A 16,491-nucleotide genomic window follows, 5' to 3' on the forward strand; every position below is an offset into this window, starting at 1 on the left:
AGATCAGGTGTCTGATAGCGATTTATAGCCGTAGCCAATTAGCTGGAGACGGACAAGCTTACCCAATCCATAGGGATGAGGGATTGATTCTGTTTTCCGCTATAAAATAGCCACGGTTGAATCGTTGCTCTATTTAACTCCTAGGACTGATGGCTTCTCGTCTACCCAAAATTCTGTTTTTCTTCTTGTTGCTGCCGATCGCTTTAGGTGTGGCAGGCTGGCAAGGATGGACCTGGTGGAGTTGGGCCACATCCCCAGTCAAAGCAGAGATAAAACCAATAAGTGACAGCCCAGAGGGTGATGCAGCTGAGGTTTCCAACCCCACACCTGCATCGGAAACCGTACAAATTCAAATTCCTCAAGGGACACCAGGCCAGCAGATTGGACGTGATTTGGAAGCTGCTGGCCTGATTCGATCTCATGTTGCTTGGAATGTGTGGAGTCGCTGGCAAAACCTGCGTCAAGACGTGGGCTATCAGGCCGGTACCTACGCGCTTTCACCCGCTCAGTCGATGCAGGATATTGCTCAGCAGATTCGTCTTGGAGACGTTTTGGAAAGCTCTTTCACGATTCCTGAAGGATGGACCCGTGAACAAATGGCGATCGCGTTTGAAGATCGAGGCTTTTTCTCAGCTGCTGCCTTTCTGGAGGTTACGCAGCAGATCCCTCGCGATCGCTATCCCTGGCTGCCTCAAAATCTGCCTCATTTAGAAGGCTTTCTCTACCCTGACACCTATTCCTTACCTGCCGAAACGGTCACTCCTGAAGGAATTCGAGACCTCATGTTGAGCCGCTTCGAAACAGTGGCACTCCCTGTATACCAGCAGAACGGCTCCGATTTTTCCCTACTGGAATGGGTAACACTGTCCAGCATTGTGGAACGGGAAGCCGTTATTCCAGAGGAACGCTCAGAAATTGCAGCAGTTTTCAATCGTCGCCTCGAAGAGGGCATTGCGCTAGGCGCTGACCCGACTGTGGAATATGGTCTAGGAATAACTCAAACACCAGAGCAGCCTTTGACCTTGAACCAGGTCAACACGCCTTCCCCTTACAACACTTACCTTAACCCTGGATTGCCGCCGACACCCATTGCCGCTCCCGGACTTGCCAGCCTAGAGGCCAGCTTGAATCCACCCGACACGATTTATCTCTACTTTGTAGCCCGCTACGATGGCACCCACGTGTTTAGCCGAACCTTAGCAGAACACGAAGCCGCACAAGCGCGTATTAGAGACGCCATTGATGCCCAAGGAACGGATAATACGACGGCGGAATAGTTGAAATTCCTGGAAAACAATCTGCATGTTTCAAAAAGGGGAGGGGTCCTGAGTTCATATGTGCAACCATAAACTACAGCCCGATTTGGTTCTAGGTGAACCTGTTTTGGGGATCACACCAGAAATTATTCATCGCTACCGGCTACGAGGCCTGATACTTGACGTTGACGAGACGCTAGTGCCCTTCCGGGAAATTGAGACAACGTCGGAAGTCATAGCGTGGTTCAATACCTTAAGAGAACAGGTCCCGATTTGGCTGGTCAGCAACAACATGAACGAGTCTCGTATTCGTCGCATTGCCGAGAGTCTGAAAGCGCCTTACATCATCGCGGCGGGCAAACCCTCTCGGCGCAAACTACGCCAGGCAGCGGAGGCAATGAAGCTGCCGGTCGAGCAAGTGGCTATGGTCGGCGATCGCCTCTTTACTGACGTTTTGGCCGGCAATCGCTTAGGCATGTTTACGATCCTCGTAGAACCGATGGTTTATCCCATGGGCAAACCTGGAAAGTATCTTTTGAGGTCAGTCGAGGTTTGGATATCTCAGGTTTTGGGCGTTTCTCTCCATTCCGCACAGTGATTATCTTGTTACAAGAGAAAACTAGTTTTCACAAAACGCAAGGAAGATGAAAACTAAAGAAAAGATTATGAAACTTTTAGTTAAGTTCCAAAGTCGGCGACCATAAGAGTAATTACATGGGGTCAAGCTTAATAAAGACCCTAGTTTATAAGAACGCCTGTTAGGGCATTGTTTCCGTTGAGGGCAATGCCCTTAGTTTTTGCCGTTTCAATTCCTTTCTTCTAGCCGGTGATCTGCCTCTAGCCCTCTTGCCTTGTGTACACCCAATAGCATTTAAGTATCTAGCCCATAGCCAAATGGCTCGCCGCTGGTCCTAACGGAACTGGCGACGGCCATATCACTTCACAAAACGCTACTAGCTGTCTATGATGACTGCTGGAATGGGCATAGGTGAGAGCGTGGCACACCCACAGACCGTTGTGGTCAAGATTGGAACGTCGAGTTTAACAAAACCCAATGGGCATCTGGCGATCGCCGTCATTGCTAGTCTGGTGGAAACACTCTGCGCACTTCAAGCATCAGGCCATCAAATCATTCTGGTTTCCTCAGGAGCGGTTGGGGTCGGCTGTGCTCGTCTGAATTTGTCAGAGCGACCCAAAACCATATCTATGAAGCAAGCCGTTGCCGCCGTCGGACAGGGACGACTGATGCGGGTTTACGACGACTTTTTTACGACGTTGGGACAGCCTATCGCTCAGGTCTTGCTAACCCGTAGTGACCTAGTGCAGCGATCGCGTTACGTCAATAGCTATCGAACGTTTTGTCAGCTACTACAGTTGGGCGTCATCCCCATCGTCAACGAAAACGACACCGTAGCAATTGAAGAACTCAAGTTTGGAGACAACGATACGCTGTCCGCACAAGTTGCTAGCTTGGTTGGAGCTGACTGGCTCTTTCTACTCACAGACGTTGATCGGCTTTATTCTGCGGACCCCCGCTATCATCCTGAAGCCCAACCCATTCATATTGTCGAGCGCATCGAGCAGCTAGAAGACTTGCAGGTGAGTATTGGCGATCGCGGTAGTCAATGGGGAACTGGAGGCATGTTGACCAAAATTGAAGCAGCCCGGATTGCCGCAAACGCCGGTGTCCGCACGGTAATTACTGATGGTCAGCATCCAGAAAACTTATCCAAAATCCTGAATGGCGAATCCCTCGGTACGCAGTTCTCACCCAAGTCAACGGTTGCTAATGCCCGTAAGCGCTGGATTGCCCAGAGCCTCATTCCAGCTGGCAAGCTCTATTTAGACGATGGTGCCGTCAAAGCAATTCAAACGGGTGGAAAATCGTTGTTACCCGCTGGCATTACCGAAGTTGAGGGGGAATTCGAGCCGCGATCTGCTGTACAGATCTGTGATGCTCAAGGACAAGAGATTGCGCGGGGAATCGTCAACTATAGCCACACTGAGCTGACTAAAATTTTAGGGCATCAGTCAGAGGATATTGCGAAAATTCTAGGCTACGTCGGTGTAGACACGGCTGTTCATCGAGACAACATGGTCATCTCCGCTTCGTCCTAACCGTATCGTCAACAATGCTGGAAATTCGCATTAATGAGTCGGAATTTGCAGACTAGGCTTGAACAAGCTGATGTGTGCGAGCGTCCTCTCCAATGAAGGGATGATGAACTTACCCAGATCTACGGATCATTCTGCATAGCTCTGCCTCACGTTGGGAATAATTTTGCCAAATAGTATTCTTGGCATAGCCTGCTGAACTGCGAGTTTCTCGATAAGCCAACACTCTGCTTCAAGAACAATAGCGTGCATTCTATTCCAACGATTTGGAGAAGGAGAACCCCACAATGTCCGCAGAAAAACCGACAATTCTGGTGACTGGCGGTGCCGGTTACATTGGCTCTCATGCAGTTCTGGCACTGGAAGCCGCTGGTTATCCGGTCATTATTCTGGACAGCTTGGAGTATGGTCATAAGGAGCTAGTCGAGCAATCTCTCAAAGCGAAGCTGATTGAAGGCAAAACGACCGATCGCGCTTTACTCGATCACATCTTCCAAACCCACAATATCGGCGCAGTGATGCACTTCGCAGCTTATATCGCTGTAGGAGAATCGGTACAAGAACCTGCAAAGTACTATTACAACAATGTTGTCGGGACGCTGACGCTATTAGAAGCGATGCTGGCTGCTGACATCAAGCAGTTCGTCTTCTCCTCAACCTGTGCCATTTACGGACCGCCTAAGACAGTCCCCATCCCAGAAGATCATCCCAAAAATCCCATCAGTCCTTACGCCTCTAGCAAGCTGATGGTTGAAGAGATGCTGAAGGACTTTACAAAATCCTATGGCTTGAACGCAGTTGTTTTCCGATACTTCAATGCGGCAGGTGCCGATCCACAGGGTCGATTAGGAGAAGATCATCAGCCTGAAACCCACTTGATTCCTCTCGTTCTACAGGCAGCCTTAGGACGTCGAGAGAACATCGCCATGTTTGGGACCGACTACGATACGCCTGATGGCACCTGTATCCGCGACTATATTCACGTAGCGGATCTCGCTTCTGCCCATGTCTTAGGGGTCGAGTATCTCAACAAAGGCGGCGAAACAGCCTTTATCAATCTAGGCAACGGCAACGGCTTTTCTGTCCGAGAGGTCATCGAGACAGCTCGTCAGGTCACAGGAGAAGCGATTTCGGCTGTGGAGCGCGATCGCCGCCCCGGAGATCCACCCCGTCTCATTGGTAGCAGCGAACAAGCCCGTCGAATTCTCGGCTGGCAACCTCAATATGCTGATCTAGAGTCCATCATTGCCCACGCCTGGCAATGGCACCTACACCGTCACGGTCGCGCCTCATAACCCCAAAAATCTATGTAGGGTGGGGTCCTCAACCCATATCTCCAAAGCGTTCCACCAAACTATGGAACGCTCCACCCTATCCAGATCTATCGCATTCCTTATTCATCCTTACGAACGTCCTACACAAAGTAGGAAACATCGCCCTATGAGATCCTCAATGTAGGATGGAGCCATCTCGACAACTAGAAACACAGTTCCATGACGGTCATCAACCTGGTCAAAATCCCTATCGAGACCATCGACCTATCACCAGGGAGTCACTTGCTCATTCCCAACGTGACTTGGCAGCAATATGAATTACTGCTCAGCGAGCTGGGGGAGGATCGCCATATTCCCCGGATCAATTACTGCAACGGTATTCTGGAACTTATGGCTCCTCTCCCAGCTCATGAACGTCCGCAGTTTTCCTATACGGTTGCCCTGGGGGATCAAATGAATTATCATCACCAACCATAGCTGCCTCCGTGCAGCTTGCTTCCCCGAAAATTTGGTCGGCGGCACTGGCAAGTGATGGCAACACAAACCAGCGCCTAACCCATAGACAGTCCACGCCTGTCGTACGGGCTTTGCCTATTTTAGGTCGCCCTACCGAAGCGCTCCGTCTAAGGGCGACTGAATCTTCGGGGATTCCAACCCAATCCAATTCTTTGGAGGAATCCTCGTGATTACCATTCAATATTTTCTGCCGTCTCATCACACCGAGGCGGCACCGCCGTCGTTGCCGAGTAACCCTGCTCATCCCCAGCGACGACACAAACGCCTGCGCCTCTATCTCGTCGGCACCGAAGCCGATACCCAAAGCGCGATCGACCTCTTCCACCTGCGGAACTGCATCGAGCGCATCGAGTGGAGTCCGAAGATCGACGTGCCGGAAAACGGCGTGCTGATTCGCCAGGATCCCGGCGATGTGTTGCGGTACTTGCAGCGCGATCGCTTGTTTGAGTAACGACTGATTGAGGAGTGCTAAGGGGGAAGGGGCGATCGTGGCTCTTTTTGGAAGGAGGCGATCGCTCCGGCCCAGTAGAGATCTTTCACTTACCCTCAGCCATCCAGCGGACTTCGCACCCTTCACCACCCTGACTCAAAACATAGGTATCAATCATCAGGGTCTTGACATCTTTATGACCAAGTAACTCTTGCACTGTACGGATGTTATAGCCATCTTCTATATAGATGAGCCGCAAAACTGTGACGCCAGGTATGGCAACCGCCATGTTTGTGAATACTCGCAGTTTGTACAGCCTTTCTAACGACTCTCTGGATTGATTGTTCATAGACATGATGCCGTCGGATCTGCTGACTGCGAGGATCAACAGATCGCTTCCATGCGGGGAATACAAGTTGCCAGTTCCATTCCCTTTCAGCATTCGGATACTGGCAGGCAAGGGCATAAGGGAGTTCTACCAAACCATATTTCATCGACTCCCATTTCGCTAGGATGGCGCTTTTGGTGGAACAAGATGAAATCTTGAATCTAATAGATGTAGGATTTCTCCGTTTTTGAGCTGAAATGCCGCAGCCGTGTGGACTGACGTACTGGGTCAAGCCAGCGAGGCTTCTGAGATTGTGTCATGGAGATCAGAAGTGCTGGATAACACCCTACATTCCCAGAGTTAACTATCAGATTTGCTATCTAACACCCCGAAAGGATGGAGTTAGAACGTGAAGTGGCCATATAACGCCCAAGAAATTGGGTGTTATCCGGCAGATCTGAGATATAACTGCGGGCATGTGGGGGATTATCTGGCAGATCTGACGTTGATTATATAGATATGCAAGCAAGCAGACGAACAATTGGTGACCTTGGCATGATCGAGTTCGGTTTCTCAAGTAGCGGGACCAGGGTGATCTTCCTTCATGGCGGGCCTGGCCTTTACGGATACATGCAGACTTTTTGCGAAGGATTCGCCAAACACTGCAGTGCGGTCTACTACGAACAAAGAGGTTCGAAACAAGGAGACATGGGTATTGGAATTCACCATCACCTCCAAGACTTAGAACGAATTGTGGATTATTATTCCGGCGAATCTAAACCTATAATAGCTGGGCATTCATGGGGTGCCATGTTGGCCATTCTTTTTGCTGGCCGCTATCCGAAGTCAATTCAGAAAGCAATTCTGACCAGTTGCGGCCCATTGAATCAAGTCCAAGGCGATGAATTTCAAAAAGTGATTAATGTTCGATTTGGCGATCGTAAAGAATACTACGATAATCTTTGGAATGCTATTGATAAGGAAAAGGACGAGACGAAGCAGCAGAAACTGGCAGACCACTATATCGATAATATTATGGAAATCTACCAAATGGATTCCATTTCTGGTTCAAAAATCCAACCACGCTATTGGGACTACAAAGGTGCACATAAAACGATGTGTGAATCTGACGAGTATATATTCAAAGGTGAGTATGAGAGTGCTTTATCCAAAATCCACACTCCATTGACAGTTATTCATGGAACATACGACATCATGAGTCCTGATTCTATTTTTAGCTTGGTTCGGAAGCATGTTCCACATGCGAGAACATTTGAGCTAGCGAGAGCCGGTCATTACCCATGGGCTGGACCTCGCCGCGAGGAATATCTTGAAATCCTAAAGCAGGAAGTGAAATAGCATATCAAGTCGGTCGTCACAACTCTGGCATCGCTCCGCGCTACCTCCGCGTCTTATCCCTTATTACGAACAGATGCTTGATGCACTCGTCCTCACTCTTCCGTTTAAGCAATCTCATCCTATTGATGTAATTGACCTAGGATGCATATTACAAACCGCAATCCACAATCCTCTGAAGACAGGAGCCGAGGCGACGATGGATTTGATGAAGATCGGGGATTTAGCCAAGCAGACAGGGCTTTCGATTAGAACGTTGCACGACGACGACGAAATCAGGTTGCTGTCGTCCTCCCATCGTACCGAAGCTGGACATCGACTGTATGACAGTCGGGATATTATGCGCCTACAACAAATTTTATCGCTGCGTTAACTGAGTAACTCAGGAATTGGGCTAAGGCGATCCTAGCTACATTTAAGTACGCATAATGCTATCTGATACTTTCAGACAATAGACAGATAACGGCCAGATAGGGGTGCCTGTCTACAACACTGTTTGCCCCAATACATAACTCACACTTCACATAGTTGTATTGACGTTGTAAATACGTCTTGCTTAAAATACACAATATGGACGTGTATTTTGTACTCAACGGTATTACGTTTGTCTGGAACGATAAAAAGGCGCAAATTAACCCCCAAAAGCATGATGGCGTAACGTTTCAGCAAGCTGCTGAAGCTTTCTTTGATCCGCTTCTGGTAGTTGTTGATGCAAATCGCAATGACGAAGCACGGGATGCCATTATCGGTCTCGATAGGCGTTGGAATCTCTTGTACGTCGTTTTTATTGAGCGCGAAGACGACATGATTCGCATCATTTCAGCCCGTCAAGCCACACGAAAGGAACGTGAATACTATGAAAACTGATGCATTGAAAAAGCGGTTAGATAGAAACCGCCCAATGACAACGATTACAATTCGGATGCCCGAAGATGTTATCGAAGATTTGAAAAGAATTGCACCCTTGCTTGGGTTTTCGGGGTATCAACCCCTGGCTCGTGCCTATATTGGGCAAGGTCTTCGGGCTGACTTAGAACGCTTAGAAGGAGATACCGTCTCTGCATTAATTGCCAGTCTAAAGCGCCATGGTGTCAGCGATGAAATTCTGCAAGAAGCTCTCGGCGAAGTGACTCAAAAATAGCCAAGTTTAGCTGTTTTGGCTGAGTCTCCTAACAATACGTCAGTGCGGGCGGAGCAAAAGCTATCGACTAAAGTCAAAGTTGCCGACCGCCGCACAATTTAGCCGTTAGCTTGCAAAGCCTGGTTAGAACCCACATCCTATTTTTAAGCAGCAGTTTGGAGCTATCCATAGTGTGTAAAAAATCTCATAGCGAGCGTGTGAGGGGATGATTTGGTGTAATAAGTTAGTTGGATAGTGCTGAGTCTAAAGGGGTTTTTGCACTAGTGATTCTTGCCCAACACTGCTAAAAGTTTTCTTTGTATGCTGAGCATCTATTTATTAATTCTCTGCGCGAAAAGATGAGCAATCTAACGTATAATTCAATGTCTAAAACTGTCACTTTTGCTATGTGTATAAGTTTGATGGCTCTTGCAGCATGTTTTGAGGATCAAGAAACTACACAGTCAAGACAGGCAGCAGACCAAACGATGCAATCGGCTCCACCTCTAGAGTGTCCAGAAGTTACTCAAGGAATGTTCTACGAAGAGTTTCGGAGTAAATTAATAGACTGTCAGTGGATCGCAGACACAACTAATCCTACGAGCATATCTGAAGACAGAGAAAGAAGACTTGCTGAAACTAAAGGCTGGAGCGAAGTACAATCTTGCGTGCCGACAGGCTTGGGCGGTTGTAAATTTAAGTTCCATAGAAATACTGGAGAACAGTTGCTTGTAACAACAGTAGGCGAAGGACATGAGGTTGATGATTGGGAAACCTCATGGGGGACTGATTCCTCGCAAGAGACAACACCGACTTTAAGCGATGAGAGTATCGAGAGTCTGTTAGATGGAAGATACTTTTATGGAGAAGCTGCGAGTCCAGACGAGCAAGGTGCTAACTACGCTGTGTTCGAGAAAGCAGAGAATGTAGTCACTGGACTTTTGTACATTAATATTAACAGTGGAGATTTTGCTTGTTTTAAGGGAGAGATTGAGGTCGATACTGTGTCTATATACTTCTGGCTAGGCCCAGACGAAGCGATAAGGTTGGCAGATCCAAACGTAAGTTCTATCGATTTAGGTGGCTACACAAATTTTCCATTTGAATCTTTCGAAGAGCTCAATGATATGCTTCAAAGAACTCTGGAGTATTGCATTCAGGGTTTAGAGAACGAACAACTTCCTCTATAAATTTAACGGCTTCCTTCACGATATAGATGCTTACAATTGAGATCAATATTTCACTATTTGGTGTAATTGCTGCTTTGGAAGTTGGGTTTACACAAGGGAATTCAGTGTGAGTCGTTGTGTGGATTTGAGCAAGTAATTATGTCCTCGTGCGCTTTTGTGAAATTGTGGATGGAAAGTTGCTTTCGAGTTTTTTCTATGAAGACAATACGGTACTTGGTTAATAACAATTGAACCAGTGACCACTGGTCACGCAACGATCATTCCAAGGTGCATGTAGTGTGTTTAATGGACATGGACTAAGAAACAGGCAGACTCTGTTTCAATAGTTTTGACCGTCTAAGCAGCGTGCAATCAGTACTGAATGCGATCGCGGTCCTTATTAGGTCCAGCATTTTTTTCGATGTAGTCAATAATCTTTCCAGCAACATCAATACTGGTGTATTTTTCAATGCCCTCTAGCCCTGGTGAAGAGTTGACCTCCATGACGACAGGACCGTGGTTAGAACGCAGCAAATCAACCCCGGCTACTCTCAGTCCCATCGCTTTGGCAGCCCGGGTTGCAGTGCTACGCTCCTCAGGCGTTAGTCTAATTTTTTCGGCAGAACCGCCCCGATGAAGATTAGAGCGGAATTCGCCCGGTGCCCCTTGACGCTTCATGGCCGCAATCACCTTATCGCCGATGACGAAACAGCGCAGGTCAGCTCCTTGGGCTTCTTTAATAAATTCCTGGACCAGAATATTGGCATCCAATCCTCGGAAAGCTTCGATCACAGATTTGGCGGCCTGATAGGTTTCTGCCAAGACAACACCAATGCCCTGAGTGCCCTCTAGCAGCTTGATGACGAGAGGAGCACCCCCCACCAGATCAATGAGACCGTCGATGTCTTGGGTTGAGTGGGCAAATCCGGTGACGGGCAGACCAATGCCGCGACGGGCCAGAATTTGCATACTGCGGAGTTTGTCGCGCGATCGCGAAATGCTTTGGGATGTGTTTGCGGTGAACACGCCCATAATTTCAAACTGACGGACAACCGCTGTTCCATAGAACGTATTAGACGCACCAATGCGGGGAATGATGGCATCGACTGATTCTAAAGGCTTGCCCTGATAGAGCACCTTTGGACTATGGGAAGTGATGTCCATATAGCAGCGCATATGGTCAATCACTCGCATCTCATGCCCTTGTGCTTCTCCCGCTTCTTTGAGTCGTCGAGTGGAATACAGGGTACTGTCACGAGACAAAATGACAATTTTCATAGCACATTAAACTCATCAATTTCTTCGTCGGCGGATTCTGAAGCAGGAGCAGCACTAAGCAGGTAAGAGCTTCCTGGATTGACCAAAAACCGTCGTCGCACCGCTTCTCGACCCAGCAACATGCGAAACCCCATGACATCTCGGTTTGTCAGCGTCAGTTCAATAGGCCACACCTGCGTCCCCAAGGCAACAGATGTTTGAATCACAGGTCGCTCTTGAGCCTGTCCGCCAGAATTCCGAACTTGTCTCTTCTCAAGCACGGATGCAGTCACAGGAATAGAGAGCTTAGTATCCCGCTGTAGAGGATGCACTTTGAAATGCACCATCAAACAGCCATTTTCTTCAAAATAATCGACATCAAATGCATGGATGGCAGAGGTTCGTGCTCCAGTATCAACTTTAGCTTTGATTTGGTGAATGCCTAATTGAGGTAGGGTCACCCATTCGCGCCATCCGATGACGCTTAAATTGTCTGAAGAACCTACAGAATCAGAGGTTGTTTCCACTAACGAAATTATTTCAACTCTCCAATTTTACTCAGTCAGTCGAGTTTACAGATCATTCCTGTGATAGAGCCTGATATCTTGAGCGATCGCCCGTTTTTTCGACGAGCGAGACAGGTCTATTATTTTTCTCTCAAGATTCCAAAATCGAAGACACACTAAGGGATAGAAGCGTGCGTTACAATTGTTAAGATTGGCTACTGTTTGGGGACATCCCTTTACGCGATCTCAACTTTCTAAATACAACAGGCTTTCGAAGAATCATGACTCTTCCCATTCGCAACGTCGCTATCATTGCTCACGTTGATCACGGTAAAACGACGCTCGTAGACGCGCTTCTAAAACAGTCCGGTATTTTCCGTGAGGGGGAAGATGTTCCAGACTGCGTGATGGACTCTAACGACATTGAGCGGGAACGCGGTATCACGATCCTGTCGAAAAATACGGCTGTCCGCTATCAAGATACGCTGATCAATATTGTCGATACTCCGGGTCACGCCGACTTTGGTGGCGAAGTGGAGCGCGTGTTAGGGATGGTAGACGGCTGCATTCTAATTGTGGATGCCAACGAAGGTCCCATGCCGCAAACTCGCTTTGTGCTCAAAAAGGCCCTTGAGAAAGGACTGCGTCCCATCGTGGTCTTGAACAAAATTGACCGTCCTCAAGCTGATCCTTACAACGCGATCGACAAAGTTTTAGATCTGTTCATCGAGCTAGGAGCCGATGACGATCAGTGTGAGTTTCCTTACCTCTATGCATCCGGCCTAAGTGGATTTGCTAAAAAAGAATTGGACGATGAGGGTAAAGACATGCAGCCCCTCTTTGAGTCAATTCTTGACAATGTTCCCCCTCCTGTCGGCGATCCTGAAAAGCCGTTCCAAATTCAGGTGACAACCCTGGACTACTCTGAGTATCTAGGTCGCATCGTTATTGGCAAAATTCACAACGGCACTATTTCAACCGGACAGCAGGCTGTATTAATCAACCGAGACGGTTCTCAAACCAAGTCGAAGGTGAGCAAGCTACTGGGCTTTGAAGGTCTACAGCGGATTGAAATTGAAAAAGCCAGTGCTGGGGAAATTGTTGCGATCGCAGGCTTCTCCGACGCCAATATTGGTGAAACGATCGCGTGTCCAGACAATCCCGAAGCGCTTCCTTTGATCAGTGTTGATGAGCCTACACTCAGCATGACCTTCGCTGTAAACGACTCGCCGTTTGCCGGTCGGGAAGGTAAGTTTGTCACCTCTCGTCAACTGCGCGATCGTCTGATGCGCGAACTGGAGACCAATGTCGCTCTGCGAGTCGAAGAAACAGACTCTCCAGACCGCTTTTCAGTCGCCGGTCGTGGTGAACTTCACCTCGGCATCCTGATTGAGAACATGCGTCGAGAAGGCTACGAGTTCCAGGTATCTCAACCTCAGGTCATTTTCCGAGAAGTTAACGGCAAACCCTGTGAGCCTTACGAATTGCTAGTTGTAGACGTGCCTGAAGATGCTGTGGGTGGCTGTATGGAGCGTCTAGGTCAGCGGCGCGGTGAAATGCAAGATATGCGAGTCACCGGCAACGGCCGCTCCACCCTAGAATTTGTGGTTCCAGCACGTGGACTGATTGGTTTTCGTGGTGAGTTTATGCGGATCTCTCGGGGTGAAGGTCTGATGAACCACAGCTTTCTGGAATATCGTCCCATGAGCGGTGATGTTGAAACTCGCCGCAACGGCGTTTTGATTGCCTTTGAGGAAGGAACCGCCACCTTCTATGCGCTCAAGAATGCTGAAGATCGAGGCGTCTTCTTCATCACTCCTGGCACCAAAGTCTACAAAGGGATGATCATTGGTGAAAATAATCGCCCACAAGACCTAGAGCTGAACGTTTGCAAGACTAAGCAATTGACTAACCACCGCTCAGCGACTGGCGATGAATTGGTTCAGCTTCAGACCCCAATGGAGATGAGCTTGGAACGTGGTCTGGAGTACATTGCATCTGATGAGATGGTAGAAGTTACTCCGGAGTCTATTCGCTTACGGAAGCTGTCCAAAAAACTCGTCAAGCGATAAAAAGACGCCTTGCAAAAAAACGCCTTCTCAGTCCATCGAGATTGAGAAGGCGTTTTCCGTAAGGTCCATCAATCATCAGGACACAGCACAATCATTCCTATCAACATTGTGTAGGGACGCGATGTATCGCGTCCCTACCCTCTACAGCTCCTCACTCAGCTGATTCAAAATGGATTCTAGTTCCTGTTGTGCTGCGCCATAAGCTTCCCAGTTTCCGTCTTGGAGTGCCTGTTGCCCCGCTTCGTAAGCATTTAGGGCCTCTTGGATGCGGCTGGCTTGATCAGCAGAGAGGTTGGGCACCTCTGCCGACACTGTATCAGAAGCGGGTGTGACGGCTGCTTCTGAAGGAGAAGGGCGATCGCCAAAAATAGCGGAGAGACCTTCCTCCAACGTCTCCTGCATCACCACATCATTGTCATAAGCCACAATAACCCGCCTTAGTTCCGGGAGTTCTCCCTGCTCTGCTCGCAAATAGACCGGTTCGACATACAGCAGAGACTGTTCGATGGGGATGACCAATAAATCGCCTCGAATCACCCGCGATCCCTGTTGGCTCCAGAGCGTTAGCTGCTGAGAAATTTCTGGCGTTTGGTCAATGCGCGCTTCAATCTGGCTCGGACCATAGACCAACTGCTGCTTGGGGAATTCGTATAGCTGTAGCCTGCCATAGTTATCGCCATCCGAGCGCCCAGCCATCCACGACACCATATTGTCTTTATTAATGGGCGTGAACGGCAGAATGAGCATAAATTCCTCCCGCTCAGCATCGGGCAGGCGCATGATCAAGTAATACGGCTCCATGCGAATTTGGTCTTCTTCATAGACCTGGGTGGGGAACCGCCAAACGTCCTCTCGGTTATAAAAGACCTCTGGATCGCCCATGTGATAGGTGCGATACATGTGCGCTTGTAGCGTGAATAGGTCGTGAGGATAGCGAAAATGTTGCCGAACCATGTCCGGCGTTTCATTAGCTGGCTGAAATAGGTCAGGAAAAATCTTGCGATAAGTTGCCAGAATCGGATCGGCTTCATCCACAACATAATAGTTCAGGGTGCCATCATAAGCATCGATAACGACTTTGGCGGCATCTCGTACGTAGTTGTTACCACCTTGTGCTAAGTCGTTGATAGTGTTGTTGCTTTGTAGCGCACCGATATCGTTGCTGCGAATAAGGGGCTGGGAATAGGGATAGCGATCGCTCGCCGTATAGGCATCAATAATCCACTTCAGCCGCCCATCAATGACAGCAATATAGGGATCGCTGTCATAGGTTAGGAAAGGGGCAATCTGCCGCGCACGCTCCAGAACCGTGCGGTGGTAATGTACGCGAGACTCTTCTGTAATGTAGTTAGAGATCAGCACCTTGAGACTACCCATGTCGTAGGCGTAAGCCAGACGCCGCAAAAAAGAACTTAGCGGTACGCCTCCAGTCCCGTCATATCGATAAGGGGCGTTCGTGTCGCCTTGGGGATAATCGAACTCGTCCGTCGTGGTTCCCGTAAAGACATAGGAATCAGTGGCCTCACCGTAATAGATACGAGGCTGCTCGATTTCCAAATCAACCGTGTAAACAGGCGGCACATTCTGAATCATCAACTCCGGCAGCCCTTCAGGCGTAACGCGATTCACCGGACTCATCACAATGCCGTAGCCGTGGGTAAATTTCAGTCGCTGATTGACCCAGGTCTGGGCTTCAGGAGGCGCTTCGGTATAGTCTAATTCCCTCGCTGAAAGCATAACCTGACGATAGTCGTCATTCAAGACATAGCGATCCACATCGACATCTTTGAAACGGTAGTAAAGGCGAATCTCCTGGAGCTGTCGATAGGTGCTCAGCAGAGGACGATAGTCCCAAAGGCGAATGTTATCAACCGTCGAGGCATTATTAGAAAGGGATTCTCGGTCCAAAGCCTCCTCCGCTGGAAACGGTTCGGACCGAACCTGATCGAGGTCGTAGGCTTCGTTGGTAAAGGCAATGCTGTGTTCGATGTATGGTTTTTCCCGGGCAAGTTCATTCGGCTCCACCAAAAACCGCTGCTGAAACCAGGGATACACCCCCCCAACAAGAATGAACACCAAAAGGTAAAGGCTGATTCCGACCGTGGGCCAGACAAAGCCGCTGCGCCATAGGGACAGAATGAAAAGAACCGCGATCGCCAGCGTGACGAACGCCATTGTCCACTGGGCATGAAGTCTGGCGTGAACATCCGTATAGCCGGCACCAAAAACAACACCATCGGGGGAAAACAGCAGGTCATATCGTCTGAAGAAAAATCCGACCGAGACCGCGATCGCCATTGCAGCTAGCAAAATACACAAATGGCCTTTGACATTTCCCGTAAGGAAGTATTTCCAGCCGCGTTCAGGTCGAATTTCTCCCTTCAATAGGTAAATGCCCGACACCAGCACTAGTGTGCTAATAAGAAGATCGACAATCGCGGACAGCAACCCCTCATAAATCGGCAATCGAAAAACGTAAAAGCTAATGTCCTGTTGAAACAGCGGATCAACGTCATTAAAGGGAGTGAAGTTAAAAAACTGGAGGATATTATCCCAGGCTGCTGCACTTCCCGTTGCCGCATTAAAGGAAACCAAAACAACAAAGGCGATCGCGAGGTAGCGAGGGAGATAGTCCGCTAGAGCATCCAGGTTATATTGCTCCAGCATTCGCCACGAAGATTCCCGAGTTAGCCAGAGCGCCAGCCGATAATTGACGTATAGAAACGCGCCATAGCTCAACAATGCCAGCACCCAAATTAGAATCTGCCATCGCAGGCGCGTCCAAAAAACGTTGTCGTACCCAGTTGCCGCAAACCACCAAGACTCCGTAACCAAATGAACGATGGCTCCTGATAAAGCCAGGATGAGGAGCAAGGCGACCGCCCCCAACAGGACCAACGGAGGGCGACGACCGAAGTCAGGTAAATTAGCGCGTTTCACAATCGATCTTTATCTACACAGTACTGAGTTATTCATAGCCTTAGCTATCTAGACTAGTACACCTAATAGCATCTAGGTGCTTAGCGCCTAGCACTTAACGGCGGAAGTATATGCATCATTCCAAATGCTCAAAAGTTTCACTATGAGGCAGT

Annotated in this window: 17 protein-coding genes; 13 read left to right on the forward strand and 4 right to left on the reverse strand. The window is 48.8% G+C overall.

Translation table 11 applies throughout. From position 1 onward, the window contains the following. Positions 1–149: 149 nt before the first annotated feature. The 7 genes from mltG (at position 150) to PN498_RS21720 (ending at position 5,612) form a co-directional block, all read left to right on the forward strand. Complete coding sequence (gene mltG / locus PN498_RS21690; RefSeq protein WP_272065499.1) at positions 150–1,277, forward strand: endolytic transglycosylase MltG; 1,128 nt, start codon at positions 150–152, stop codon at positions 1,275–1,277. 58 nt (positions 1,278–1,335) lie between these two features. Next, positions 1,336–1,854, forward strand: a complete 519-nt coding sequence (locus PN498_RS21695; protein WP_272065500.1) for a YqeG family HAD IIIA-type phosphatase — start codon at positions 1,336–1,338, stop codon at positions 1,852–1,854. Positions 1,855–2,252: 398 nt separating this feature from the next. Continuing rightward, a complete protein-coding gene (proB, locus tag PN498_RS21700) occupies positions 2,253–3,374 on the forward strand; it encodes a glutamate 5-kinase (protein ID WP_272065501.1) in 1,122 nt (373 codons plus the stop codon). A gap of 284 nt (positions 3,375–3,658) precedes the next feature. Then, positions 3,659–4,666 (forward strand): UDP-glucose 4-epimerase GalE, encoded by a 1,008-nt coding sequence (galE, locus tag PN498_RS21705; RefSeq protein ID WP_272065502.1) that lies wholly within the window; start codon positions 3,659–3,661, stop codon positions 4,664–4,666. A gap of 198 nt (positions 4,667–4,864) precedes the next feature. Beyond that, complete coding sequence (locus PN498_RS21710) at positions 4,865–5,122, forward strand: hypothetical protein (RefSeq protein WP_272065503.1); 258 nt, start codon at positions 4,865–4,867, stop codon at positions 5,120–5,122. An 8-nt stretch (positions 5,123–5,130) separates the two neighbouring features. Next, positions 5,131–5,331 carry a hypothetical protein gene (locus PN498_RS21715; RefSeq protein WP_272065504.1) on the forward strand — a complete coding sequence of 67 codons (201 nt, stop codon included), beginning with the start codon at positions 5,131–5,133 and terminating at the stop codon, positions 5,329–5,331. After that, the gene (locus PN498_RS21720) at positions 5,328–5,612 is read left to right on the forward strand and encodes a hypothetical protein (RefSeq protein WP_272065505.1); all 285 of its coding nucleotides are present in this window, start codon (positions 5,328–5,330) and stop codon (positions 5,610–5,612) included. Before PN498_RS21715 ends, PN498_RS21720 begins: the two co-directional genes overlap by 4 nt. A gap of 85 nt (positions 5,613–5,697) precedes the next feature. On the opposite strand, the gene PN498_RS28515 is transcribed toward PN498_RS21720, so the two are convergent. Beyond that, on the reverse strand, positions 5,698–5,940 hold the full coding sequence (locus tag PN498_RS28515; RefSeq protein ID WP_334312279.1) for a hypothetical protein: 243 nt from the start codon (positions 5,938–5,940) through the stop codon (positions 5,698–5,700). Between the two features lie 498 nt (positions 5,941–6,438). On the opposite strand from PN498_RS28515, the gene PN498_RS21730 reads away from it, so the two are divergent. The 5 genes from PN498_RS21730 to PN498_RS21750 all read left to right on the forward strand — a co-directional run bounded on the left by PN498_RS21730 (position 6,439) and on the right by PN498_RS21750 (position 9,585). Then, on the forward strand, positions 6,439–7,278 hold the full coding sequence (locus PN498_RS21730; RefSeq protein WP_272065507.1) for an alpha/beta fold hydrolase: 840 nt from the start codon (positions 6,439–6,441) through the stop codon (positions 7,276–7,278). 196 nt (positions 7,279–7,474) lie between these two features. Further along, positions 7,475–7,648, forward strand: coding sequence for a MerR family DNA-binding transcriptional regulator (locus tag PN498_RS21735; RefSeq protein WP_272065508.1), 174 nt, complete (start codon positions 7,475–7,477; stop codon positions 7,646–7,648). Between the two features lie 197 nt (positions 7,649–7,845). Continuing rightward, a complete protein-coding gene (locus PN498_RS21740) occupies positions 7,846–8,142 on the forward strand; it encodes a BrnT family toxin (RefSeq protein ID WP_272065509.1) in 297 nt (98 codons plus the stop codon). Between the two features lie 34 nt (positions 8,143–8,176). After that, positions 8,177–8,416: a hypothetical protein gene (locus PN498_RS21745; RefSeq protein WP_272065510.1), complete on the forward strand. Its 240-nt coding sequence runs from the start codon at positions 8,177–8,179 to the stop codon at positions 8,414–8,416. 362 nt (positions 8,417–8,778) lie between these two features. Further along, positions 8,779–9,585: a hypothetical protein gene (locus PN498_RS21750; protein ID WP_272065511.1), complete on the forward strand. Its 807-nt coding sequence runs from the start codon at positions 8,779–8,781 to the stop codon at positions 9,583–9,585. A gap of 351 nt (positions 9,586–9,936) precedes the next feature. Here the strand turns inward: PN498_RS21750 and rimK are convergent, their stop codons facing one another. After that, on the reverse strand, positions 9,937–10,842 hold the full coding sequence (gene rimK, locus PN498_RS21755; RefSeq protein WP_272065512.1) for a 30S ribosomal protein S6--L-glutamate ligase: 906 nt from the start codon (positions 10,840–10,842) through the stop codon (positions 9,937–9,939). Then, entirely contained in the window at positions 10,839–11,348 is a 510-nt protein-coding gene (locus PN498_RS21760) for an ATP-dependent zinc protease family protein (RefSeq protein WP_272065513.1), read from the reverse strand. The genes rimK and PN498_RS21760 overlap by 4 nt, the downstream gene beginning before the upstream one ends. A gap of 260 nt (positions 11,349–11,608) precedes the next feature. Here PN498_RS21760 and typA point away from each other — a divergent pair, with 260 nt between their 5' ends. Continuing rightward, on the forward strand, positions 11,609–13,399 hold the full coding sequence (gene typA / locus PN498_RS21765) for a translational GTPase TypA (RefSeq protein WP_272065514.1): 1,791 nt from the start codon (positions 11,609–11,611) through the stop codon (positions 13,397–13,399). A gap of 141 nt (positions 13,400–13,540) precedes the next feature. On the opposite strand, the gene PN498_RS21770 is transcribed toward typA, so the two are convergent. After that, positions 13,541–16,339 carry a UPF0182 family membrane protein gene (locus PN498_RS21770; protein ID WP_272065515.1) on the reverse strand — a complete coding sequence of 933 codons (2,799 nt, stop codon included), beginning with the start codon at positions 16,337–16,339 and terminating at the stop codon, positions 13,541–13,543. Positions 16,340–16,491: the final 152 nt, after the last annotated feature.

Source organism: Oscillatoria sp. CS-180 (genome assembly GCF_028330965.1).
Taxonomy (GTDB): domain Bacteria; phylum Cyanobacteriota; class Cyanobacteriia; order Phormidesmidales; family Phormidesmidaceae; genus Halomicronema.

Bases quoted from the DNA above. Each gene is read 5' to 3' on its own strand.
- mltG (WP_272065499.1), top strand. From the start codon at position 150: ATGGCTTCTCGTCTACCCAAAATTCTGTTTTTCTTCTTGTTGCTGCCG.
- PN498_RS21695 (WP_272065500.1), top strand. From the start codon at position 1,336: ATGTGCAACCATAAACTACAGCCCGATTTGGTTCTAGGTGAACCTGTT.
- galE (WP_272065502.1), top strand. From the start codon at position 3,659: ATGTCCGCAGAAAAACCGACAATTCTGGTGACTGGCGGTGCCGGTTAC.
- PN498_RS21710 (WP_272065503.1), top strand. From the start codon at position 4,865: ATGACGGTCATCAACCTGGTCAAAATCCCTATCGAGACCATCGACCTA.
- PN498_RS28515 (WP_334312279.1), bottom strand. From the start codon at position 5,940: ATGAACAATCAATCCAGAGAGTCGTTAGAAAGGCTGTACAAACTGCGA.
- PN498_RS21730 (WP_272065507.1), top strand. From the start codon at position 6,439: ATGCAAGCAAGCAGACGAACAATTGGTGACCTTGGCATGATCGAGTTC.
- PN498_RS21735 (WP_272065508.1), top strand. From the start codon at position 7,475: ATGGATTTGATGAAGATCGGGGATTTAGCCAAGCAGACAGGGCTTTCG.
- PN498_RS21740 (WP_272065509.1), top strand. From the start codon at position 7,846: ATGGACGTGTATTTTGTACTCAACGGTATTACGTTTGTCTGGAACGAT.
- PN498_RS21745 (WP_272065510.1), top strand. From the start codon at position 8,177: ATGACAACGATTACAATTCGGATGCCCGAAGATGTTATCGAAGATTTG.
- PN498_RS21750 (WP_272065511.1), top strand. From the start codon at position 8,779: ATGTCTAAAACTGTCACTTTTGCTATGTGTATAAGTTTGATGGCTCTT.
- rimK (WP_272065512.1), bottom strand. From the start codon at position 10,842: ATGAAAATTGTCATTTTGTCTCGTGACAGTACCCTGTATTCCACTCGA.
- typA (WP_272065514.1), top strand. From the start codon at position 11,609: ATGACTCTTCCCATTCGCAACGTCGCTATCATTGCTCACGTTGATCAC.